Origin of the sequence: Arenibacterium halophilum (genome assembly GCF_005938225.1) — a bacterium.
Taxonomy (GTDB): domain Bacteria; phylum Pseudomonadota; class Alphaproteobacteria; order Rhodobacterales; family Rhodobacteraceae; genus Arenibacterium; species Arenibacterium halophilum.
Genome location: NZ_VCPC01000001.1, coordinates 670,100 through 692,396, shown reverse-complemented (window position 1 = coordinate 692,396; position 22,297 = coordinate 670,100). Strand labels below are relative to the sequence as shown.

The 22,297-nt window shown below is 62.9% G+C and carries 20 protein-coding genes; 9 read left to right on the top strand and 11 right to left on the bottom strand.

The window, feature by feature from the left end:
* Positions 1–202: 202 nt before the first annotated feature.
* The 4 genes from FGK64_RS03340 to FGK64_RS03325 all read left to right on the top strand — a co-directional run bounded on the left by FGK64_RS03340 (position 203) and on the right by FGK64_RS03325 (position 5,505).
* Positions 203–1,372, top strand: a complete 1,170-nt coding sequence (locus FGK64_RS03340) for a serine hydrolase domain-containing protein (RefSeq protein WP_171053957.1) — start codon at positions 203–205, stop codon at positions 1,370–1,372.
* A gap of 386 nt (positions 1,373–1,758) precedes the next feature.
* The gene (locus tag FGK64_RS03335; protein ID WP_138862364.1) at positions 1,759–4,080 is read left to right on the top strand and encodes a cache domain-containing protein; all 2,322 of its coding nucleotides are present in this window, start codon (positions 1,759–1,761) and stop codon (positions 4,078–4,080) included.
* 116 nt (positions 4,081–4,196) lie between these two features.
* Positions 4,197–4,835: a response regulator transcription factor gene (locus tag FGK64_RS03330; RefSeq protein WP_138863044.1), complete on the top strand. Its 639-nt coding sequence runs from the start codon at positions 4,197–4,199 to the stop codon at positions 4,833–4,835.
* A gap of 70 nt (positions 4,836–4,905) precedes the next feature.
* Positions 4,906–5,505, top strand: coding sequence for a response regulator transcription factor (locus tag FGK64_RS03325; RefSeq protein ID WP_138862363.1), 600 nt, complete (start codon positions 4,906–4,908; stop codon positions 5,503–5,505).
* A 6-nt stretch (positions 5,506–5,511) separates the two neighbouring features.
* On the opposite strand, the gene FGK64_RS03320 is transcribed toward FGK64_RS03325, so the two are convergent.
* The 7 genes from FGK64_RS03320 to FGK64_RS03290 form a co-directional block, all read right to left on the bottom strand.
* Complete coding sequence (locus FGK64_RS03320; protein ID WP_138862362.1) at positions 5,512–7,218, bottom strand: FAD-dependent oxidoreductase; 1,707 nt, start codon at positions 7,216–7,218, stop codon at positions 5,512–5,514.
* Entirely contained in the window at positions 7,215–8,006 is a 792-nt protein-coding gene (locus FGK64_RS03315) for an SDR family NAD(P)-dependent oxidoreductase (protein ID WP_171053956.1), read from the bottom strand. Before FGK64_RS03315 ends, FGK64_RS03320 begins: the two co-directional genes overlap by 4 nt.
* Positions 7,999–8,733: an SDR family NAD(P)-dependent oxidoreductase gene (locus FGK64_RS03310; protein WP_138862360.1), complete on the bottom strand. Its 735-nt coding sequence runs from the start codon at positions 8,731–8,733 to the stop codon at positions 7,999–8,001. Before FGK64_RS03310 ends, FGK64_RS03315 begins: the two co-directional genes overlap by 8 nt.
* Before the next feature lie 105 nt (positions 8,734–8,838).
* Positions 8,839–9,978 carry a C4-dicarboxylate TRAP transporter substrate-binding protein gene (locus tag FGK64_RS03305; protein ID WP_138862359.1) on the bottom strand — a complete coding sequence of 380 codons (1,140 nt, stop codon included), beginning with the start codon at positions 9,976–9,978 and terminating at the stop codon, positions 8,839–8,841.
* Between the two features lie 22 nt (positions 9,979–10,000).
* Entirely contained in the window at positions 10,001–11,308 is a 1,308-nt protein-coding gene (locus FGK64_RS03300; RefSeq protein WP_138862358.1) for a TRAP transporter large permease, read from the bottom strand.
* A complete protein-coding gene (locus tag FGK64_RS03295) occupies positions 11,308–11,847 on the bottom strand; it encodes a TRAP transporter small permease subunit (protein WP_138862357.1) in 540 nt (179 codons plus the stop codon). Before FGK64_RS03295 ends, FGK64_RS03300 begins: the two co-directional genes overlap by 1 nt.
* Entirely contained in the window at positions 11,844–12,599 is a 756-nt protein-coding gene (locus tag FGK64_RS03290; protein ID WP_138862356.1) for an SDR family NAD(P)-dependent oxidoreductase, read from the bottom strand. Before FGK64_RS03290 ends, FGK64_RS03295 begins: the two co-directional genes overlap by 4 nt.
* Before the next feature lie 166 nt (positions 12,600–12,765).
* Between FGK64_RS03290 and FGK64_RS03285 the strand changes: the two genes are divergently transcribed.
* Together FGK64_RS03285 and FGK64_RS03280 are read left to right on the top strand one after the other, a co-directional pair.
* Positions 12,766–13,482, top strand: coding sequence for a GntR family transcriptional regulator (locus tag FGK64_RS03285; protein WP_138862355.1), 717 nt, complete (start codon positions 12,766–12,768; stop codon positions 13,480–13,482).
* A complete protein-coding gene (locus FGK64_RS03280; RefSeq protein WP_138862354.1) occupies positions 13,479–14,075 on the top strand; it encodes a glutathione S-transferase family protein in 597 nt (198 codons plus the stop codon). The genes FGK64_RS03285 and FGK64_RS03280 overlap by 4 nt, the downstream gene beginning before the upstream one ends.
* An 18-nt stretch (positions 14,076–14,093) precedes the next feature.
* Here the strand turns inward: FGK64_RS03280 and FGK64_RS03275 are convergent, their stop codons facing one another.
* The 3 genes from FGK64_RS03275 to FGK64_RS03265 all read right to left on the bottom strand — a co-directional run bounded on the left by FGK64_RS03275 (position 14,094) and on the right by FGK64_RS03265 (position 18,054).
* A complete protein-coding gene (locus tag FGK64_RS03275) occupies positions 14,094–15,608 on the bottom strand; it encodes a peptidoglycan-binding domain-containing protein (RefSeq protein WP_138862353.1) in 1,515 nt (504 codons plus the stop codon).
* A gap of 140 nt (positions 15,609–15,748) precedes the next feature.
* On the bottom strand, positions 15,749–16,813 hold the full coding sequence (locus FGK64_RS03270; RefSeq protein ID WP_138862352.1) for an FAD-binding oxidoreductase: 1,065 nt from the start codon (positions 16,811–16,813) through the stop codon (positions 15,749–15,751).
* A gap of 5 nt (positions 16,814–16,818) precedes the next feature.
* A complete protein-coding gene (locus FGK64_RS03265) occupies positions 16,819–18,054 on the bottom strand; it encodes an aromatic ring-hydroxylating oxygenase subunit alpha (protein ID WP_138862351.1) in 1,236 nt (411 codons plus the stop codon).
* A 141-nt stretch (positions 18,055–18,195) separates the two neighbouring features.
* Between FGK64_RS03265 and FGK64_RS03260 the strand changes: the two genes are divergently transcribed.
* From FGK64_RS03260 to FGK64_RS03250, 3 genes are all read left to right on the top strand, one after another.
* Entirely contained in the window at positions 18,196–19,098 is a 903-nt protein-coding gene (locus tag FGK64_RS03260; protein WP_138862350.1) for a LysR family transcriptional regulator, read from the top strand.
* A 131-nt stretch (positions 19,099–19,229) separates the two neighbouring features.
* Positions 19,230–19,601: a hypothetical protein gene (locus FGK64_RS03255; RefSeq protein WP_138862349.1), complete on the top strand. Its 372-nt coding sequence runs from the start codon at positions 19,230–19,232 to the stop codon at positions 19,599–19,601.
* A 107-nt stretch (positions 19,602–19,708) separates the two neighbouring features.
* Positions 19,709–21,064, top strand: coding sequence for a PepSY-associated TM helix domain-containing protein (locus FGK64_RS03250; protein ID WP_138862348.1), 1,356 nt, complete (start codon positions 19,709–19,711; stop codon positions 21,062–21,064).
* A gap of 425 nt (positions 21,065–21,489) precedes the next feature.
* On the opposite strand, the gene FGK64_RS03245 is transcribed toward FGK64_RS03250, so the two are convergent.
* Complete coding sequence (locus FGK64_RS03245) at positions 21,490–22,254, bottom strand: IclR family transcriptional regulator (RefSeq protein WP_138862347.1); 765 nt, start codon at positions 22,252–22,254, stop codon at positions 21,490–21,492.
* Positions 22,255–22,297: the final 43 nt, after the last annotated feature.

Genomic DNA, 22,297 nt, shown 5'->3' with positions numbered 1-22,297 from the left:
GATGACAAATGTCTGTGGCACTGAAATCCCGGACGCCCGGAGGCTATGTGGGCGAGCGGATGCGGTTATTCTGGGTTAACCGGGGCCTGCGGGGGCAAAGGTTGACAGGCTGCCGGCAGATCGCCCATTGGGGGGCGAATTTCAGAGCGCGAGAGCGGGTATGGCCCGGCTCGCGCTGGTCCCGTGACAGAAAGGCCCGCGCGTGCAAAGTTTTCGTGACCGCAACGGATTTGACCGCGACGCGGTGACGCTGGCAAATTGGCGCACGTCGCCATACAGCCGTTGGGCTTTTGCCCATGCGGGCGAAATGATCCCCTCGACACGGATCGGCGGGGCGGGTGCAGACCCTCTGTCACGCGCGACCGCAGGTGGAATACCCGAAGAACATTTTGATTGCGTTGGATTTTCCGGTGATCTGCGCGGCTTTCTGAGCCACAGCCAGAGCGATGCGCTGCTGGTCGCCAAAGCCGGGCGGCTGGTGATGGAATGGTGGGCCGATCACGCCTATCCAAACCGTCCGCATCTGCTGTTTTCGGTAACGAAATCGGTGGCGGGCCTGGTTGCGGGCATTTTGCAGGACGCAGGCGAGTTGGATGTTGCGCGGTGCGTGGGTGATTATCTGCCAAAGGCGCGGGGTGGGGCCTATGGCGAATGCCCGTTGCAGGCGCTGCTGGATATGCGGGTGTCGCTGGATTTCAGCGAAAGCTATCTGGATCGCGCCGGAGATTATGCGCGGTATCGCCGGGCCATGCTGTGGAACCCGCCAGAGCCGGACATGGCGCCGGAAAATCTGGCCGAGATGGTGGTGTCGATTCGCAAGGGAACTGAGGCCCATGGCGGGGCATTTCACTATCAATCGCCCAATTCCGATGTGCTGGGGCTGGTGATCGAGGCAGCTGCGGGTGCGCGGTTTTCCGATCTGGTGTCCGAGTTGATCTGGCGCCCGATGGGTGCGCGCGGGGATGCCGAGATCACGGTGGATGCGGCGGGCCATCCGCGCACCGCAGGTGGTATGAGTGCGCTGGCCGAAGACCTGCTGCGCCTTGGGTTGCTGATGAACGCCGGGGGCGGGGGGCTTGTGTCAGACCGCTGGCTCGAGGATTTGCGCACAGGCGGAGACGATGCCGCCTGGGCCAAGGGGAATTACCACGATTACATCGTCGGCGGACGCTATCGCAATCAATGGTACATGTGGCCGCGCCCGTCGCGCACCGTTGCAGCGATCGGGATACATGGCCAATACCTCTGGGCCTGTCCGGAACGGGATGTGGTGATCGTCAAGCTTGGGTCGCAGGCGCTGCCGCAGGACGATGCGCTGGACGACGCAAACATCGCGTTTCTGCCGTGGCTGGCGGATCTCGTCGCCGGGTGATCCGCGACAGACATTCGGGTGAATTTTGAGTATGTGAGCAGAAAAGACCCATGGGTTCCGTGGACGACCGGGCGGTTCTTTCAGCGATGAAGCAAAAAAGGCCGGCGCCGAGTGGGGATTCCCGGCGCCGGTTAAAAATTATAAACTCTATAAGCGCTCCACTCACACGCGCCGCAAAATTACTCCCTCAAACCGCCGCTCCAACACGCATTGATGGGACATCACCACGCGCCAATTTCGACATGAACACAGTGCCATGGGCGCAGGGCACATGGAATTCGTGTGATTGCCTGCGTAATATTGCCTATATGCCAAGGGCCCTGCGCGGTTGCCCGAGGGGATGGAATATGGGACTGAACGTCAACCGGGTTTGACAATGGGGTAGGATGCGCAATTCGCTTGGGGCATTGCTGGCGATCGGCCTGGCCGGGCTGCAGTTCATCGCGGTTCTGGCGGTTGTGTTTTCGTCTTTCCTGACCTCGGAACGCGCGCTTCTGGATCACGCCCGCGAATTGCTGAGCGACGTCGGCACCAACACTATCGAACATTCGCGCGGTTTCCTTGGCCCCGCACGCGGCGCGGCGGAACTGTCGGCGCGGCTGGCGCAGGACCGGGTGATTGCCAGCGACGTGCCGGAATTGCTGGAACAGCTGCTGTTTCAACAGCTTCTGCTCGCCCCGCAATTTGCTGGCGTGTATCACGGCGACGAGGATGGCGGCTTTGTCTATGTCATGCGCTCGGACGGGCCGGGGCCGTTCCGGACCAAGATCATCCGCACCGACGGCGAGTTGCGCACCACCGAGTTGATCTGGCGGGACGAGAACTACCGCGTGATCGAGCGGCGCTGGGATCCCGACGATACCTATGATCCGCGAACGCGGCCGTGGTACACCCGCGCCCGCGACAGGCTGACCACGATCTGGACCGATCCCTATATCTTTTTCTCGTCGCAGCAGCCCGGAATCACGCTGGCCTCGCCCGTGCTGGATGGCCCTGATGCCATTCGCGGTATCGTTGGCGTGGATATCGAGATCAGCGACATTTCCGATTTCCTGGCCCGTCTGCGCATCGGGGCGACGGGCCGGGCCATGATCATCCACGAAAATGGCGATGTGATCGCCCACCCGAACAAGGATTTTCTGAAAACCCGAGACGCCGATGGCACGTTGCGGTTTGTAAATATCGCGGAATTCGAAGACCCCATCGCCCGGGCGGCGTTTTCGGGACTGATGCAGGGGGGACGCGCACAGGTTGAGGGGGAAACCCTGTCGCAATTCACCTACGATGGCGAAACCTATGTTTCGGTGGTGATGCCGCCGATCAGTGACAAGCTGCCGTGGACCATTGCCGCCTATGCGCTGGAGAGCGATTTTACGCAGGTGATCAAGGAAAACCGGCTTGTGAACATCTGGATCGCGGCGGTGGTGGCGGCGGTGACCGGCGTATTTGGCCTGTTGCTGGCCAATTTCATCTATAAGCCCGTGCGCGCCTTTGCCGTGCGCTCGGCCCTGATTTCTCAGGGCGAGCTGGATCCAGGCGACCCGCTGCCCAAGACTTATCAGGAGCTGGAAAACGCCAACCAGACGCTGATGCAGCAGATCGCGGCGCGGCGCGAGACCGAGATGGAGTACGGACGCACCTTTGCGCTGTCGTCGCGCGGGATGGCCCAGATCGATCCTGAAAGCGAACGGTTCCTGAGGGTGAATCGCAAGTTCTGTCGCATCACCGGCTATTCGGCCTCCGAGCTTGAGGGGATGACGTTTTCCGATGTCGCCCACCCCGAGGACCGCCGCGCCCTGATCGTGGCGCGCGATACCGATGGCAGTACCCGCGAGATTGCGCGCGATATTCGCTGCGTGCGTCGCAACGGGTCGGTGATCTGGGCCTCGGTCAACGCGATCCAGATCCTCAATCAGGAAGGCAAACCGCTGCATCTTGTGCTGACGATGGATGACATCACCCAGGCCAAGCTGAGCGAGGACCAGATCGCCGAGTTGAACAAGGACCTGTCGAACCTGTCGCGCGATCACACCATGGGGCAGGTAGCGGCGGGTCTTGCGCATGAGTTGAACCAGCCGCTGACTGCGATCACCCAGAATGCCGACAGTGCGCTTTATGCGGTTGATCAAATGGCGGGTGCTGATCCCGATCTGCGCGTGATGCTGGAAGAAATCGCCGAACAATCCATGCGCGCGGGCGAAATCATCAAGGCGCTGCGCAGCTTTATCCGCCGCGACGAAGGCATTCGAAGTGATTTTGATCTGCCCGAGCTGGTGACCCAGACCACCCGTCTTGTGGTGGCAGAGGCGCGCGCCGCCGATGTAAAGATCAGCGCCGATCTGGGCGCGCTGCCGCAGGTCAACGCCAACCGGATCCAGATCGCGCAGGTGCTGGTGAACCTTCTGCGCAACGCGATCGAGGCGGTGGCAGAGGCCGGTGGGGACAGCCGCAGCATCGTCGTGACAGCGCGCGTCGAAGGCGAACAAGTGCACGTTGCCGTCACCGACACGGGCCCCGGGGTCGATCCTGACATCAGCCTGTTCACTGATTTTGAAACCACGAAGGCCAGCGGGCTTGGGCTTGGGTTGTCGATCTGCCGCTCGATCCTTGCCTCGAACGGCGGTCGGCTTTGGCATGAACCGGTGGTCGAGGGTGGGGCGCGGTTTGTCTTTACGATTGATGTGGCAACGTCAGGTTTGTCATCCTGACAGTTTTGGAACGCTGCGTTTTTGCAGGTATTGACAAGGTTGGTCCGTTTTTGGTGTGACCATTCCCGGCCCTTGCTGCTAGGCTGGGCATGGAAAAACAGGGTGATGGCCTGCGGATGAATGATCAAAGACCACCGGTGTACGTTGTCGATGACGATCAGGATATACGCACATCCCTGTCCCGGGGTCTTGGTCAGCGCGGGTTCGACGTGGAATGTTTCGCCTCGGCCGCCGAATTTCTGGACGCCTATGACGGCGAACAGGCCGCCTGCCTGATTCTGGATTACGGGATGCCCGAGATGAACGGGCTGGAACTTCAGGCGTTGTTGACGCGCCGCGATCTGCCGCTGGCGGTGATCTTTATCACCGGCCACGGAGGTGTTCCGGAATCGGTACAAGCGATGAAGGGCGGCGCGGTTGATTTTCTGGAGAAGCCATTTCGCCAGTCGGTGCTTGTCGAGCGGATCGAAGCGGCGTTCGACATTGCGCGCGCTCATCAATCCGCACGCGGGCTGCGCAACGACATCCACGCCCGGATTGGCAGGCTAACGGCGCGCGAAAAGGAAATCGTCGATCATATCCTTGCCCACCCGGCCGAAGCCTCCAGCAAGGATATCGCCAATTCGCTGGGCATCAGCCCGCGCACCATCGACCACCATCGCGCGCGTATCCTCGAGAAACTTCAGGTGCGCTCGGTCGTGGAACTGGTCGATCTGGTCGGCAAGCTCAAGCAGAGCGAGCCGGGCCGCACCTGATCGGTGCGCATTAAGGATTTGTGCGGATTTTGCTGTCTAGTCTGGGGCCGGGTCGCATCGGGGCAAAGTCATGCGGATTCTTCTGGCCGACGATCACGGGCTGGTTCGCGAAACCATCGCGATGTTCCTGCAGGGCGCGGGCGTGGGCGAGGTTGTCTGCGCCGAGGATCTGGACGGTGCGTTGGTCGAAACCCGGACCAGGGATGGGTTTGATCTGGTGTTGCTGGATTACGAGATGCCTGGAATGAACGGGCTGACGGGACTGTCGCGGATGAAATCGGCGGTGGGCGATTGCCCTGTCGCGATTTTGTCGGGCACGGCCACGGCCACGATGGCGGCCGACTCCATCGCGGCGGGCGCGGCGGGCTTTGTGCCCAAAACACTGGCGTCACGGTCGATGGTCAGCGCGATCCGCTTCATGGCCGCCGGAGAGGTGTATGTGCCGCACGATCTGATGGTGCAGGGCGACGATGCGGCACCTGATCTGACAGAACGGGAAACATCGGTTCTGCGCGGGCTGTGCGAGGGCAAGTCGAACAAGGAAATCGCCCGCGATCTGGGCCTGCAAGAGGTGACGATCAAGCTGCACGTCAAGACGTTGTGCCGCAAACTGGAGGCGCGCAACCGGACGCAGGCGGCGATGATCGCCCGCGACCGGCGGATTTTTTGACGGGGGCTAGGGCGTGGATTTTGCCGCCTCGGCAATCGCATTGGCCGCGATATAGCCAAAGGTCAGCGCGGGGCCCAGTGTGATGCCTGGCCCGGGGTAAGACCCGGCCATGATCGAATTCATGTCGTTGCCGGCGGCATACAGGTTGCCGATGGGCGTGCCATCGGCGCCCAGCACCCGTGCAGTTGCATCGGTTTCCAGCCCGATACTGGTGCCGATATCGCCGGGGTAGATCGACAACGCATAAAACGGCCCCTGCTCGATCGGGCGCAGGCAGGGATTGGGCTGGTTTTCCGGGTCGCCAAGGTAACGGTTGTAATCGGTGCCGCCCTTGCCAAACGCGCTGTCGGTGCCGCGCGCCGCATCGGCATTGTACCGCGCCAGTGTATCGGCCAGCGCCTGCGCCGGCAGGTTCGTTTTGCGTGCCAGCTCGGCGATGGTGGCGGCGCGTATGACATAACCGCTGTCGATGAACGGCTTCAGTCGCCCGGGGAAGGGCCGAACGGCGCCCAGCCCGTAGCGGCGGATGAACCGGTGGTCGCAGATCAGACGAAATTCGCGTGCGCCTCCTTCCATCGCTTCGAGCATTCCGGCCACGAAATCGTGGTAGGATGCGCTTTCATTCACAAACCGTCCGCCGCGGTCGGTCACAGCGATCAACCCGGGTTTGGCCCGATCCAGGAACAGATGCGGGAAGGGCACGGTGGTTCCATCCGCGCGTTTCAGCCGCGAAACCGGCGTCCAGAAGGCCGGGTGCAGGTTGTTTCCGCCCTGGCTTGCGCCCAGCAGTGTGGCGGCGCGCTGGCTGTCGCCTGTGTTGTCCTCGGGCGACATCGAATAATGCGGGCCACGGCTGGCATGGGCCATGACATCCGCGCGCATCGTATCATTCTGCGGGAACCCGCCCGAGGCAAGGATAACACCGTGCCGCGCCGCGATGCTGAGCTCGGCGCCTGCATGGCGCACCGTCACGCCGGTGACGCGGCCATCGTCCTGCTTCAGCCGGACCAGCGCGGTGTCATAGTAGATGGGAATGCCCAGATCATGCACCGTCTTGCCCAGCCGCGCTGCCAGCGCGTTGCCAAGAACCGAACGCGTGCCCCGGCGAAAGCGCAGCAGGTCGGACCCGTGGCGTAGCACCACGCGCAGCGCATGGGCAAAGGCCTTGCCCGAGCGGTGCATTTTCGGCAGCAGGCCCAGATCGGCCCGGCCCACCATCATGCCGCCAAGAATGGTGAACTCGGGGATGGGATGGCGCAGGCGGGGCAGGGCGGCACCCAGCTCTCGCGCGTCGTAATCCAGCGGGTCCATCACCCGCCCCCCCAGCGAGGCACCGGGCCTGTCCGAATGGTAATCGGGTCCCAGCGCGCGGGCGGCGAATTTCACGGCGGTCTCGGCTTCCAGGAACCGCACCACGTCGGGGCCGGTGTCGAGGAAAGCATCGACGAGAGGGCCGTTCATCCGGTTGCCGATCTCGCCTTCCAGATAAGTGCGTGCGGCCTCGCGCGTGTCGGGGCGGCCCACCTCCTCGGAATGGGGATTGTCGGGAATCCAGACCGCGCCACCAGAGACAGCGGTGGAACCGCCGAAAAAAGCCGTCTTTTCAATCAGGATCGGCGCAAGGCCCAGCTTGTGCAGGCGGATCGCGGCACACATTCCCGCCGCGCCGGTGCCGACGACGATCACGTCGGCGGAGTCGGGCAGATCGCTCATGCCACAGGCTCGCGCGGGGGGGGCAGGATGCGCCCGTTCAGCCAGCCGCCATCGACTTTCAGCACCTCTCCGGTGATGAAACCGGCGCGCGGACTGGCAAGAAAGGCGATGGCCTCTGCCACTTCCTCGGGGCGGCCAGCGCGGGCCAGCGGCGTGCCCTCCAGCATGGTTTTCTGGAAATAGGCCCCGGTTTCAATGCGTTCGCGGGTCAGGGGCGTGTCGATCAACCCCGGCGCGATCCCGTTCACGCGGATGCCGTCGCGCCCGAATTCGCAGGACAGCTGCACCGTCAGCGCCGCCACCGCGCCCTTGGTCATGGCGTAGACGGAACTGCCGCCCACCCCGGTCAGGCCGAATACGGACGAGATGTTGATGATCGCCCCGCCGCCCTGCGCGCGCATCACCGGCAGTGCGGCGCGGCACATGCGGAATACGGCGGCGGCGTTCACGTCAAGGTAACGGTCCAGCCGGTCATCCTCGGTGTCCATGATGCTTGGCGCGGCGGCGATCCCGGCGTTGTTGACCAGCACGGCCCAGGGCAGTCCGCTGTCAGCGACGGCCCGGGCAATGCGTGCAGGCGTGTCCGGGGCGGTCATGTCGCCCACGACGCGCGCGGCGACACGGTTCCCGAATTCGGAGTCGGGCAGGGCGGCAAGCGCCGCCTCGTTCATGTCGGCCAGCACCATATGGGCGCCGCGCGCGGCCAGCAGGCGAGCGGTGGCAAGGCCGATGCCATTGGCCGCCCCGGTGACAACGGCCACGCCGTCAATGCGATCAGGCTCAGACATTGCCACCTCCGACAGAGCGGCCCCCATCCACCACGATCACCTGACCGGTGATGTAATCGGTGCGCGGGCTGGCCAGCATGGACACGATATTGGCCACGTCCGAGGGCTGCCCGATCCGGCCAACTGGCTGATAAGATGCGAGTTTCGCGCGTTCCTCGTCATCCCAGCCTTTCAGGATGTCGGTGTCGATCACCCCGGGGGCGACGGAGTTCACAAGGATGTTGTCGCCCGCCAGCTCAAGCGAAAGGCACCGGGTCAGCGCCACAACCGCGCCTTTCGAGGCGGCGTAATGCGCCACGTTCGGCCCGCCAAGGAACGAGCGCGAGGAGATGTTGACGATCCGCCCGCCGCCTGTTTCGCGCATCTTCAGCGCGGCGGCGCGGCAGAGTTCGAACAGCGCCACGGTGTTGATTTCATACATCTTGCGGAAATCGTCGCCGGTCAGCTCCAGCGCCGGTTTGGCCGAGAAGATGCCCGCGTTGTTGACCAGCGCGAATAGCGGGCCGCAGGCGTCGATCAGCGCGGCACGGTCATCCGCGTTGCCCAGATCGGCGCGCAGCACCTGAACCGAGCCTTCGACGGTTTTGGCCGCGGCCGTCAGCCGCGCCTCGTCCATATCGGTCATCACGACGTGGAAGCCGTCTTCGGCCAATCGCCGCGCGGTTGCCAGACCAATCCCACCGACCGCGCCGGTGACAAGGGCCGTTTTTCTGTTCTCGCCAGTCATGTCTGTCAGGTCTTTCAGCTGCGATTTGCAAAAGCGGGGGCAGGAAGGCATGCCCCCGCCCATTGTGCGGCCGCCCCGCGAGGGACGGCGCGGCCGCCGTCAGGATCAGTCGATCCCGTAGGTTGCGACGTCGATCGGATCGAACAGGTTTTCGCGGATCAGACCGGCGATCGCCTCTTCGTCGTGGCGGTCGACGCCGTCCAGCAGGCCTTCCCACTTGGCGACATATTCGCGGAAGCGGCTATAAAGGGCTTCGGGGTCGTCGATGCCGTGGGTGTCTTTCGCGATGTCGGCCATGCCGCCCACGCCACCGGCTACCCAGTCGTCATAGGCTGATTGCAGGCTGGCGTCAGGCTCGACCATTTCGATGCCGTTGGCCTTGGCTTCTTCCAGCGAGGATTCGACCGCCTTGTCATAGGTGATCTGCATCCGCGCCATCGCCAGCGCCGACTGGTCGAACAGGGTGCGGCGCTGCTCTTCGCTCAAGCCCTGCCAGAAGGTCGGGTTATAGGCATAGGTCACACCGGCGTAGAACGGGCTCATCTTCAGCAGGGTCACCGATTTGGCAACTTCCTGAAGCGTCGCGCCCGAGGTCAGGTGCGTGGGGTCGGATGCGGTACAATCGACCGAGCCGCGTTCAAAGGCCGTGTAGATTTCAGAAGAGGGCACGTTCACGCCGACCACGCCGATTTCCTGACCGAAGCGGGCCCAGCCGCCACCGGGCATCCGCACGCGCTTGCCCTGGATGTCTTCCAGCGTTTTCACCGGCTCGCGGCAGATGAAATAGTAGATCGGGGTGGAATAGCTGCCGCCAAAGATCACGCCGTTCTTGCGCCAGTCGTTATAGCCTTCTTCGTCGTTCATCATGAAATCGCCAAAGGCGAAGGACATGACATAGGCGTCGGGCGTTTCAAAGCCCATGTCGGCCAGTGCGTTGGCAACGGGCAGATCGGTGGGCGTATAGGTGGCGGTGTGAAAGCCAACCTGCGCAAGGCCGTCAGCGGTGCCCTGCATCGTCGATTTCGCCGGGATCAGCGCGCCGCCGACGAAGACTTCGAAATCGATCTCGCCGTTGGTGGCTTCCTTCACCAGCTCGGCCCAGCCCTGGTGGCCTTCGATGGTGATGATGTGGTTGGGTTCCAGCCAGGTTGACAGCATCTGCTGTGCCGATGCGCTGCCCGCAGTACAGGCCAGGGCAATCGCCGCGGCCGAAGCGGCAAGTTTCGTACGAAGGTTGGGTTTCATTTCAGGTCTCCTCTCCCATTTTTCATTTCATGAGGCTTGGCAGCCAGAGTGTGATCGCGGGGAACGCGACCAGGATCACGATGGTCAGTACGTCCATCGCCATGAACCAGAGCGCGCCACGAAAGATGGTGGGCAGCGGAACCTGCCCGCGCAGCGCGGAATTGATGACATAGACATTCAAGCCCACCGGCGGCGTGATCAGCCCGATCTCCAGCAGCTTGATGACGATGATGCCGAACCAGATCATGTTGACATCGGCCGCCGCCAGCAGCGGCATCAGGATCGGCAGCGTCAGCAGCATCAGCCCGATCGAGTCGATGAACATGCCCATCAGGATGTAGATGACGGCAATCATCAGGATCAGCGTGATCGGGTCGTCACCGATTGACAGCATGGTTTCCGATACCGCGCGCGGCACGCCGCTGAGGCCCATGAAGCTGGTGAACATGCTGGCGCCCATCGCGATGATGAAGATGACCGACGTTCCGGCGGCGGCATCCTTCAGCGCGCCGCGCATCATCGTTACACCCAGCCGGCCACGGGCGGCGGCAATCAGCAGCGCAAGGAACGCGCCCACGGCTCCGGCCTCTGTCGGGGTCATGATGCCCAGGAAGATGCCGCCCAGCACGCCGAAGATCAGCAGCGGCAGCGGCCAGATTTCCTTCAACGCGGCCTTCAGCTCTCCCTTGTCGATGGCTTCGGGGCGTTCAGGGGCCAGCGAGGGGCTGAATTTCACGCGCGCCACGATCATGCCCATGTAGATCACGGCCGACAGCACGCCGGGCAGGAAGCCCGCCATGAACAGCTGGCCCACCGATTGCTGGGTGAACACGCCGTACAGCACCATCAGGATCGACGGCGGGATCAGCGAGCCCAGCGTGCCCGAAGCCGCAACGCAGCCCGTCGCCAGCGCCTTGTCATATCCCGCGCGGATCATTTCTGGCACCGCGATGCGCGACATGGCGGCCGAGGTGGCAACCGAAGACCCGGACGCGGCGGCGAACAGCGCGCAGGCGCCTACGGTCGAACAAGCCAGCCCGCCAGGCAGCCGCGCCAACATCACCCGCATCGCGCGGAACAGCCCGTTGGTCAGCCCCGCGTGGCTGGCGATATATCCCATCAGCAGGAACATCGGCACCGCGCTGAACGACCATGTTGCGATGAACTGGTAGGGCACGGCGCGCACCAGCCCCCAGGCGGCGGTCAGGTTGGTACAGGCCCAGATGCCGCCAAAGCTGACGACGGCCAGCACAAGGCCGATAGGCATCCGCAGCCCGATCAGGGCAAGCACGATGGCCAGCCCGCTAAAGCCAATCTCGAGACGGTCCATCAGATATCTCCGCCTTCTTCATGCAGGTCGGTCAGCGCGTTGCGCGCGCTTTGGTCGGTCAGCATCCGGAACAGGTGGTAAAGGCACACCAGCGCCCCCAAGGCAAAGCTGATCGGCAGGACGAACCGGCTGGGCCAGACCACAACGGTAACAGGGCCCATCACGACCTCGCCCCGGGTGAAGGATTTGATCGCGTCGCCATAGGTGATCCAGGCAAGGCCGGAATAAATCGCAACGCACATGGCAAGAACGAAGGCCATGCAGGCGATCTGCGCCCGCCGCCCCATCATGCCATAGAACAGATCCACCGCGACCGAGCCGCGCGTGAGTTCGATAAAGGCGATGGGCAGGAACACGGTGCCGACCATGTAGTAATAGGATACCACTTCCAAAGTGCCCGGCACGGGCTGGTTCAGCAGATATTTCAGCGCCACGTCCAAAGTGACGTGCAGCATCATCACCAGCAGCAGCAGGCCCGAGATTTCAAGAAGGCGGTTCGACAGCCAGTCGAGGGTGGCAAGGGGGGCAGGGCGGGTCATTGCATCCGGAACCCGCCGTTCACGTCCAGCACGCCGCCGGTCATGTAGCTTGAATCAGGGGACAGCAGGAAGGCGACGGCGCCGGCCACATCTTCGGGGGTGCCGATGCGGCCCAGCGGGATATTTGCAGAGGCCGCGGCCTCGCTGCCCGGGGCCATCGACAGGCGCAGCATCGGCGCGTCGATCATGCCGGGCGCCACCGCGTTGCAGGTGATCCCGTCCGCCGCGCATTCCCGGGCGACCGCCTTGGTCAGCCCTATGACGCCGGATTTGGACGAGATATAGGACGATGAACTGCGGTAGCCGCCCAGCTGTGCGGCGCTGGAGGTAAAGGTGACAATCCGCGCATTGGATACAGGCGCGACCCGGCGGCGGCGCAGGAATTCGCGCACCGTCAGGAAGGTGCCCGTCAGGTTCACGTCATGGGTGCGCTGCCATTCGTCCAGTTCGGTGTCGATGATCGGGGTGCGTTCGCCCCCCTCTTTCAGCAGCAGGATCCCGGCGTTGCAAATCACCCCGTCGAGCGGCGCGGCAGCTTCGGCCACGTCATACCCTTCCGCGACCGAAGCCGCATCGGTGACGTTCATGGCAAAGCCCCGGTGGTTGGTGCCCGGCAGGGTGGCGGCAGCCTCTGCGGCGGAGTCGCCGTTCAGGTCGCCGATGGAAATGCGCGCACCATCACTGGCCAGTCGCCGGGCAATGCCCAGCCCAATTCCACGTGCGCCGCCGGTTATCAGGTAGTGTTTCGACACAGCTCCCCCTCTGTGTGAATATCAAGATTGGATGCAATTTGACCAATCTTGGCTTAAAGTCAAACCATAAAATGCACCTATTGGATATTTTGGATACGATCTTGCGCTGTGCCGTTTGCGGTGTATTCTGTGCGCCACCACCCGTCTGCCAAAGGATTTTCCCGCCATGGCCCATACAAGTACCGAGGAAAGCACGCGGATCCTGCGCGAACATATCATGAGCGGTCAGATCCATCCGGGCGAGCGTCTTCAGCAGGAAAGACTGGCCCGCGCGCTGGGCGTATCCCGTACGCCGCTGCGTACGGCGCTGTCGAATCTGGCAAACGAAGGGCTTCTGCAATACGAAGCGAATCGCGGTTACACGGTGCGCGAATTCGACCGGAAGGATATCGTCGACGGCTATGCCGCCCGCGCGGTGCTAGAGGGCCTGGCGGCGGCTTCGGTTGCTTCGACCGGGTTGGAATTCGGCGTGATCGAGAAGATGGAAGGTTGGCTGGAGGTTGGGGATAGCGCGCTGCAACATGGGCGATTGGATCCAATCGATATCGACCGCTATCGGAACATGAACGTCCAGTTCCACGATGAAATCCTGTTGCGCGCCGACAATCGCTGGATCGCTGAACTGGTGCGCCAGACCCAGCTTATTCCCTTTGCCTCGAACCGCATGATCGTCTGGCAGGACTATGACATCATGAAACGCACCCATGACGACCATCACCGCATCTGTGACGCGATCAAGCGGCGCGACCCGTTCCGCGCCGATTACCTGATGCGCGAACATGTGAATTTCGCCGGGGAATACCTGGCGGATTGCATCGAAACCGGGCGCATCACCACCACCGCGCCCGACCCGACACCCGACACATTGGAGACCGTGAAATGAAACTCTACCACTCGCCCGCCTCGCCCTATGTCCGCAAGGTCATGGTGGTTGCGATTGAAACCGGGCAAGAGGTTGACATCCTGGGCTCGGCCGCCAGCCCGGTGAACCGCGATGCCACCATCGTGGCGCAGAACCCCACCGGCAAGGTGCCGACCGCGCTGATCGACGGCGACCAGCCGCTGTACGACAGCCGCGTCATCACGCAATGGCTGGCCGCGCAGCAAAGCGCGGTGGCGATCTATCCGGCGGGCGATGCGCTGTGGCCGGTGCTGCGGCGCGAGGCGCTGGGCGATGGGCTGCTGGATGCGGCGCTGCTGGCTCGCTACGAAACCGCGATGCGCCCCGAGGCGCTGCGGTGGGAGGACTGGCTGCGCGGGCAGATGGAAAAGATCGAGTCCTCGCTTGACCAGATGAACGCCGAGGTCGCTGGTTTCGGAGAGGTCGACGCCGGGGTGATCGCCATCGCCTGCGCACTGGGCTACCTTGATTTCCGTTTCCCCGATCTGGATTGGCGCAGCTCGCGCCCGGCGCTGGCCGATTGGTTCAAGACCTTCAGCGCGCGCCCGTCTATGCAACAGACGCGCCCCGAATAGGAACCGTGGCTGGCCCCGTCAGGCCGGGGTCAGCTTTTTCTTCTTGATCTCCTGCGCCGCCATCAGCCCGATCATCTTGGCGCGCGCGGGCGAAATCAGCTTGTCGCGCAGCTCTTTCTCAAAGGCCGCAGGGGACATCGGGCCTTTGACCCGGTCGTAAATCTCGGCAATCACCTGATCGATGTTCTTGGCGACCTGATCGTTGATGATCTTTTCCACCAGATCCTTGGCGCGGTCGTTGATCGCGCCGATGTGGATCGTGTCGCCCTTGGCCTGTTTCGACAGTTCCTTCAGCACCACGTCCCAGATTTTCTGCTTGTCCTTGGCGTCCAGCTTGGCCGATGCCTTCTTGGCAAAATCGCCGATGATCTTGCCGAAGGGGCCCATGGCCGCGCCCTTCATGAAGTTGACGGCAAGGTTGTCGAGGAACTTGTCCACCGTCATCGTCTTGTCGCCCTTCACGGCGGCGGCCACGTCCTTCACCGCGTCTTCCAGCGTTTTCTTGGCGCCTTCGGTGATCAGGTACATCGTCGCCTTCTTCACCGTACCGGTCGAGAGCAGCTTGAACCCGGTTTCCTTGGCGAGCTTTGGCATGATCCGCGCGGCGGCGGCCTCGACGATGTTCTTGCCGCCCGATCCGCCCTTGGCGAAGAAGCCGATGATCGCGCCCACACCGGCATCGACCACGGTGTTCTTCAGCGCGCCGCCGGGTGTCCAGCCTGCGGTGCCCGCCGACCAGTTGCCCAATTCGCCAGCGGCCGTCTGCGTGGCCGAGACCGCCGCGCCGCCGATCATGGCAGAGGCGATCACCCCGGTGCCAAGCGCGGCGCCCGTGACCGGCGCGGCAAAGACGCCGACAAAGGTAAAGGCGCCGGTTTTGGTGAATTCCAGACCCGTGACCCAGTTGCCGCCGCCGTCGATCATCTGTTCGCGGTAGTATTTCATCTGCGCAGCGGCATTGTTGGCCAGCAGCTCGGCGCTGGGGTAGAGCTTGTGAAACTTGGCCAAATCGCCCGAGTTCACGGCCGATTCACATTGCTTGTAGGCGGCCATTGCCTTGGAGATCATCGACTTTGGCGGCAGGTCCACGCCGCGCGTGGTTTCGATGCAGAACGACACAAACCACTGGTCCTTGTTCTGCTTGTCGAAATGGTTCCATTCAACCTCGGCGGCGCCCACGTTCTGGCACATCTGCAACAACGGGCCCGAGCGGATTTTCGCAATCATTTCCTTCTTGTAGGCAGCATATTCCTTTTTCGTCATGCCAACCCACTTGCTGCCTACCTGAAAGAAATACTCGGGCTGTTCCTTCTCGATCGTCTTGGTCTTCAGGCCCCGGGCGATCACGGCGGCGGTCTCGCTGTCAACCTCGCCGGTCTTCTTCAGACCCGCCTTGCCCTGCATCAGCTTGATCGCCTCTTTCGTCTTTGGGCCGATGAGACCGTCCACCTCGAGCGGGGGGCTGGGTTTCACCAGCTTGTTCAACATCTCCTGCAATTTCTTGGCTTTTGCGGCAGGCATCTTGCTGGCCATCGGGGCGCTCCGGGAAATTTGTTAACCTTTGATCCGGTTAACATGGCCCGTCCCGGTGAGTCGGTGAAGTAGGTTACACAGCCCGACTATCGGATTGTGCCCCGTCCGCCCCGGCGTGGGGGCGGGCAGGGCAGGTGGCATCAGGCGTCGATCGCGACCTTGCCGATGGGGTTCGAACAGCAGGCGAGGATGTAGCCGTCGGCGATGTCTTCGTCGGTGATGCCGCCGTTGTGGACCATATGCACCTCGCCCTCGGTCTTTTTCACCTTGCAGGTGCCGCAGACGCCAAAGGTGCAGCCGGATGGAATGACCAATCCAGCAGAGCGCGCCGCGCCCAGCAGCGTTTCGGTTTCCGCACAGTCGATGGTTTTGCCCGAAATGGTGAATTCCACCTGTGCGCGGGCCTCTTCGTCGAGCGTAACGGGATCGGGGAATTCATCGGTTGTCCCGACCGGAGCGTGAAAGCTTTCCTGATGATAGCGGTCCATGTCGAAGCCGAGCCCGGCCAGAGCCTCGCGTACGGCGGTCATGAACGGCTCGGGTCCACAGCAGAACACCTCGCGCTCCAGATAATCCGGTGCGGCAAGCCCCAGCAAAAGCTGGTTCATCTGGCCTCGATAACCCGTCCACGGGATATAGGGGTCAGACTCTTCCACCACCCAGGCCACGTCGATGCCGGTGATGCGCGAGGCCATCATCTCGACCCGTTGACGAAAGATGATTTCCGAGGGGCGGCGGGCGCAGTTGATGAACACGATGTCCGGTTCGCGCCCCGCGTCGTACATATAGGTCGTCATCGACACCATCGGCGTGATGCCCGACCCGGCCGAGATGAACAGGTATTTCTTTGACGGGTGGTTCACATGCGAAAACGTACCGCCCGGGCCGATGGCTTTCAGCCGGACACCGGGGCGCAGATTGTCCAGCATCCAGCGCGTACCCACCGAATTGCCCTGAGCTTTGACAGTGATGGTCAGCGATGTGGGGCGCGAGGGCGAGGATGAAATCGTGTAGGTCCGATGCAGCGGGCCGCCGGGCACGGGCAGTTCCAGCGTCACGAACTGCCCCGGCTTGAACCGGAACAGCGCGCCCGACGGCGCCTGAAAGGTAAACGTCACCGTGTTGGGTGCCTCGGGCAGGCGCGAGACGCATTCCAGCGGTTCGTCGTCATTCCAAAAGGCCAGGGTGGGGGTCATCGCCGTCATCGCGTCTACTCCGCCGCCAGGGTAGCACGCGGAGCCAGCCCGCGCTGCATCGTCTGGATGTACCAGTCGACGAATTGCACCACGCCGTCTTCCATGATCGGGCTGTAGGGGCCGGGTACATAGGCGGGCGAATTGATGCCCTGCTGGTTGCCTTCGACGATCTCGCGGTCTTCGTCATTGGTGGCGATCCACACTTCGGTCAGGCGTTGCAGGTCGTAATCCACGCCTTCCACCGCGTCCTTGTCGACCAGCCAGGTGGTTGTCACTTCGGTTTCCTGCGGCCCGATGGGGGTAACGCGGAAGGTCAGCGAGATATCGGGCAGGAAGTGATTCCAGGTGCTGGGGTAGTGGAATTTCAGCAGCGTTCCGGCATCGGGCAGGCCGACGCGGCCCAGCGGTCGGCGCGAGGCGGGCTGAAGGTCCATCGTGTAACTCAGCGCTTTTTCCTGCAGCGGCATCCGGGCCAGCCGGTACTGTCCGGCGAATCCACCCATCTGGAACCGGGCCGGCGCGCCGGCGGCTTCGCAGCGGTCGAAATGCGATTGCAGCTGCGGCGGGGTTGAACCATCGGCCGACACGCCCGCCACCGCCGGATCCAGCGGAAAGGACCGGCACAGCGCCGGGTGGGTGCCCGCGCAGTGGTAACATTCGCGGTTGTTTTCCCAGACCAGTTTCCAGTTGCCCTTTTCGATGATGGACGAGCTGTAGGCGACTTTCGCGCGGCTCAGGTCGTGCACCTCCAGGTAGGGGCGGGCCATGGCGGCAAAAGCGTCGAAATCGGGCGGCGTGTCAGCCAGGCAGATGTAGATCAGACCGGCCAGCTCGCGCAGGTGTACGGGGCGCAGGTTGAATTTCGACGGGTCGAAATCGGGGCCCATGTCACGCGCCCAGATCAGTTTGCCGTCAAGATCATAGGTCCACTGGTGGTAGGGGCAGGTCAGTTTCGCCACCGTGCCTGCGCGGTTCTTGCACAGCACCGACCCGCGATGGCGGCAGGAATTGTGGAACGCGCGAATTTCGCCATCGGCGCCCTTGACCAGCACCACGTTGTAGGCGCCGATCTGCACGCGCTCATAGGCGCCGGTTCGGGTCAGCTGACAGGCGGGAATCGCAAACAGCCATTCGCGGTAAAAGATCGTTTCAAGGTCCTGCGCATAGATGTCGGGATCGACATAGAAATCGCGCTCCAGCGAATAGCCGGGCGTCTGGGCGGCAAGGCGGGCAGAAAGATCGGCGGACATGGCTGGCCTCGTGAAAATAGTTTGCGTCAACTGCGTCGATGCGCACAAATTTCACCGCTCTCAATGGCAAAAATTCTCAACTTGAGTTAGCGTGATTCATCTATGGCGGTTTGCGCCATTCCCTTGTCTGAAAGCGACGAAATGCAGCGCCCCTACGATCTTCCATCGCTTACGGCGCTGTCGTGTTTCGAGGCGGCTGCCCGAAATCTAAGCTTCAAGCGCGCCGCGGCCGAACTGAACGTGACCCCGGCTGCAATAAGCCACCAGATCCGCAAGCTGGAAACCGATCTGGCAACCGAACTGTTCCGCCGCCAGCATCGCGGGGTCGAGCTGACGGAAAGCGGTGCCTACCTGTTCCTTGCGCTGCAACGCGGGTTTGAAGGCATTTCCGACGCGGTGCGCGATCTGCGCCTGCCATCAGATGCCGAGGATGTTGTGATTCAGGCGACAAGTTCGGTCAGCGCCTATTGGCTGACGCCGCAGATCACCGCCTTCTGGAAGCAGCGCCCCGATATCAGCGTGTCGCAGATCGTGTCGGACACCGGGCAGGCGGCGGGGCGGGCCGATCTGTCGATTCGCTATGGCGAGGTCGAGGCGGGTGACGGCGCAAGCGTGCCGCTGTTTCGCGGCGACATCATTGCCGTGGGCACCGCTGCCTTCGCGCGGGAACACGGGCTGGCCGAAGCGCGCGACCTGCGCGATGTGCCGTTGATCCATGTGATGGCCGAAGGCACCGACTGGACGGGCTGGGCACAATGGCTGGATCATGTGGGGCTGGGTGCGCCTCGCAGCCGGGGCATGGTGGTCAACAACCACATGATTGCCTTGCAACTGGCGCGCGACGGGGTCGGGGCCGTGCTGGGCTGGACCGGGCTGATCGGCTCGCTGATGCAGGAGTGGGGGCTGATACAGCTGGTGCCGGAAACGATGCCTTCGCCGCACAGCTTTCAGCTGCTGGCACACCCGCGCGCCACTCGGCTGGCTTTGGTATTGCGCGACTGGCTGGCCGACACGGCCCGCGCCGGGGTCATTCCTGCCGGGTAATTGCCGTACCCCTCTGCGCGCCGGGCCATACAGACGAAAGGGGCAGGACGGGGGCGCGCGTGCGGAATATATGGCGCGCATGCCCGTTTCGCGACGCGACCCGGAAAACACGCTGGCGTGAGTGTCTGGCGATGGTTTATCTGCCGGGCATGTTCGGGGCTGTGCGTCACTTTCTGTTGTGCCTGTTCTGCCTTGTGGCGCTCGCCCTTGGCAGCGTGACCTCGGCCGCTTTGATGGCACCCGGTCAATCCGACAGGGCCGCGGCGCGGATTGCGGCGCTTGGGTTCACCGAACACGATCTGTGTGGCCACATGGATCACATGCAGCACGACCATCGCTGCCCCTATTGCCACCTCCTGCCCGAGGTTTCGGTGCCCGGCCCGGCTTCGGTTGTGCGCCGGTTCCTGCCATCTTCCGGCTGGCAGCAAGCTGATGATCTGCATCGCCGCGCACAGGCGCGCGATCACGCGCGGTCGCCCCGCGCCCCGCCCACCATAGCCTGACGCCTCTCTTGCGTTTTTCCGGGGGTGCTCCTGCATCCCTTCCGACGATCTCGCCGGCGACGACAGGCGCGCCGGTGTTCTTTGGCTATGAAAACGGACCATCTGACATGTCTGACACATCGACCCGCGCGGCATCCTCCGCGCTCTACCGCGCCGTCTGGCGCTGGCACTTCATCGCGGGGCTGCTGATCCTGCCCTTCGTCATCATCATCGCTGTCACTGGCGGCATCTATCTGTTCAAGGATGAAATCAACAACGTCGCATATCGCGACCTGCGGATCGTCGCCCCCGTCGAAACGGCAGCACTTCCGGCGTCGACTCTCACCGCCAATGCGCTGGAGGCGCATCCCGGCGAGCTAAAAGCCTATCACCCTGCGCCTGGCCCCGACCGCGCCGCCGAGGTCAAGATCAAAGGCGCCGACGGGCTGAAGAATTCGGTTTTCGTGAACCCCTATACCGGCGCCGTGCTGGGCACGCTCTGGGATGGTGGAGCGTCGGGCAGCCCGGCCATGTATGTTGTGCGCAAGCTGCATTCGCTGGAATACATCGGCTGGTTCGGCAATCGCGTGATCGAGGCGGTCGCAGGCTGGATGGTGCTGCTGACGGCCACCGGTATCTACCTGTGGTGGCCACGTGGCAAAGCTGTGGGCACCACCACCATCAAGGCCAGCAAAGGCCGCCCGTGGTGGCGCGATCTGCACGCCGTTACCGGCATTTATACGGCGGCCTTCATAGTGTTTCTGGTAATGACGGGCCTGCCGTGGTCGAAAGTCTGGGGCGGCTATTTTTATGACAGCGCCTATGCGATGGGGCTGGGAATGCCCGATGGCTATTGGTCGGCTTATCCCAAATCGACGGTGCCCACTGGCGATGTGCTGGATCGCAGCCCTTGGATCATGGAAAAGCTGCCGATGCCGGAATCCGCCGCACCTGCAGGTGTGCCGGCCGGGATCGATCAGGTTGTGGCCACGGTCGAGGGCTTGGGCATCGCGCCCGGCTACGCGCTGAACGTGCCTTCGGGTGAAACCGGCGTGTTCACCGCCTCGGTCTACCCCGACGACATCACGCAAGAGCGGGTGATCCACCTCGATCAATATACTGGCGAGGTGCTGTACGACGCGATGCTGGCCGATCTGGGTGCGCTGGGCTGGGCGGCTGAATGGGGCGTGTCGATCCACATGGGGCAGGCCTGGGGGCTGGCGAACCAGCTGGTGCTTCTGGGCGCCTGCGTGGGGATGATCGCCATGGCCGTCGCGGGCGGCATGATGTGGTGGAAACGTCGCCCGGTCGGCGGCATCGGTGTGCCGCAAATCCCTGCCGACTGGCGCATTCCGCGCACCTTGCTGGTGATGGCCGTGGTAGTCGGGGTCTTCTTTCCGCTGGTCGGTCTGACCCTGATCGTGCTGGCCGCGATCGAGGTCACAATCTTCCTGTCCCGCCGCAACAGACCGAGCGTCGCGTAAAAGCGAAACGGCCGGCCTCGACACGGGCCGGTCGAACCGCATCGCCAATCCGAAGATGGCAAACAGGACTAGTCTGCCTCAGACAGAGGACGTGGCGGTGCAGCCAGTTTCGAGCGGTTCTGTCTCTGCCTGGAACTTTTGCCATCAAGGACTTTGCAGGCTGTTTCCAAGCTTTCGATAAGCTCCTTTATCGGACCTTCGCGTCCGCGATATGATCGTCAGGCCGTGGTCTTGTGTGGCGGAGGGGCCCAACTGTTCATGCCATCCTCAATCCCGGCGGAAACACACGGTGAATCCATCGGCCGATTTAGGTATGAAGCCGCTCGTTTTCTCAAAATTGCGCGAACCATGTCAAACTCCAGACCAGCGGCGGATATCATCACTTTGATGCCGTTCTTGGTTTTGGGCGCAGGGCGCAGAGCGGCTTAACCGGATCGGCTATCGCTGCGCCGGTCGGATTGCAGCGCATAGATCCCGCCAAGAGCATCGGATATCTCGCGCGCCGCAGCCAGAAGCGGTGGCTTCATTTTCGCGACGTCCTCCGGTCCAAACCGTTCCTTCGGGCCCGATAGCGATAAGGCTCCCATCAGATTGTCACCGCTCGAGAACACGGGCGCCGCAATACCGGCGCAAAACTTGTCCCGTTCGCCAAGAGAAATCGCAAAGCACTCCTCTCGGATCTGCTTCAGCTCCGGTGTGTCCGGCTCGTCCGGGTGGAAGGCGAGAAGGACCTTGCCGGCCGCACCGCGCCGGATGGGCAGGCGGTCGCCTGCGTGAACCCGGTCGAGTGTTGAATGCCGGGAGTCCATCCTGAACAGGCACAGTCTTTCATCCGACGTTTGCCGGATGTGGAACGAGGGGCTTTCGGTGCCCGTATCGACCAACCGTTCCATCACGGGCATCACGATGTGCCGCAAGGGGTTCGAGCGTTCGTAGGCCAGCCCGAGGTTCATGATCGACGGACCAAGAGCATACTTCGAGTCCTCGACGCGCATGATGTACCCGGCGTCAAGCAGCGACTCGAGGATGCGAAGGATCGTGCTTTTGTAAAGGCCGGTGGCGCGGGCGATTTCGCTCAGGTTCCGGGGCAGGGTGGATTGTTCGATCGCCGTCAGGATCGCCAGGGCGCGGTCGACTGCGGCGACCCCTCGGGCGGGCTTTTCCTCTTGGTCCGTGTCCAGCTTACTCACGCGATCGTCCTCTGTGTGGGGTCGGTGTCATAATTGGCATCTG

Coding starts and splice junctions, on each gene's coding strand:
- FGK64_RS03335 (WP_138862364.1), top strand. CDS start 1,759: ATGCGCAATTCGCTTGGGGCATTGCTGGCGATCGGCCTGGCCGGGCTG.
- FGK64_RS03330 (WP_138863044.1), top strand. CDS start 4,197: ATGAATGATCAAAGACCACCGGTGTACGTTGTCGATGACGATCAGGAT.
- FGK64_RS03325 (WP_138862363.1), top strand. CDS start 4,906: ATGCGGATTCTTCTGGCCGACGATCACGGGCTGGTTCGCGAAACCATC.
- FGK64_RS03320 (WP_138862362.1), bottom strand. CDS start 7,218: ATGAGCGATCTGCCCGACTCCGCCGACGTGATCGTCGTCGGCACCGGC.
- FGK64_RS03315 (WP_171053956.1), bottom strand. CDS start 8,006: ATGTCTGAGCCTGATCGCATTGACGGCGTGGCCGTTGTCACCGGGGCG.
- FGK64_RS03310 (WP_138862360.1), bottom strand. CDS start 8,733: ATGACTGGCGAGAACAGAAAAACGGCCCTTGTCACCGGCGCGGTCGGT.
- FGK64_RS03305 (WP_138862359.1), bottom strand. CDS start 9,978: ATGAAACCCAACCTTCGTACGAAACTTGCCGCTTCGGCCGCGGCGATT.
- FGK64_RS03300 (WP_138862358.1), bottom strand. CDS start 11,308: ATGGACCGTCTCGAGATTGGCTTTAGCGGGCTGGCCATCGTGCTTGCC.
- FGK64_RS03295 (WP_138862357.1), bottom strand. CDS start 11,847: ATGACCCGCCCTGCCCCCCTTGCCACCCTCGACTGGCTGTCGAACCGC.
- FGK64_RS03285 (WP_138862355.1), top strand. CDS start 12,766: ATGGCCCATACAAGTACCGAGGAAAGCACGCGGATCCTGCGCGAACAT.
- FGK64_RS03280 (WP_138862354.1), top strand. CDS start 13,479: ATGAAACTCTACCACTCGCCCGCCTCGCCCTATGTCCGCAAGGTCATG.
- FGK64_RS03275 (WP_138862353.1), bottom strand. CDS start 15,608: ATGGCCAGCAAGATGCCTGCCGCAAAAGCCAAGAAATTGCAGGAGATG.
- FGK64_RS03270 (WP_138862352.1), bottom strand. CDS start 16,813: ATGACGGCGATGACCCCCACCCTGGCCTTTTGGAATGACGACGAACCG.
- FGK64_RS03265 (WP_138862351.1), bottom strand. CDS start 18,054: ATGTCCGCCGATCTTTCTGCCCGCCTTGCCGCCCAGACGCCCGGCTAT.
- FGK64_RS03260 (WP_138862350.1), top strand. CDS start 18,196: ATGCAGCGCCCCTACGATCTTCCATCGCTTACGGCGCTGTCGTGTTTC.
- FGK64_RS03255 (WP_138862349.1), top strand. CDS start 19,230: ATGGTTTATCTGCCGGGCATGTTCGGGGCTGTGCGTCACTTTCTGTTG.
- FGK64_RS03250 (WP_138862348.1), top strand. CDS start 19,709: ATGTCTGACACATCGACCCGCGCGGCATCCTCCGCGCTCTACCGCGCC.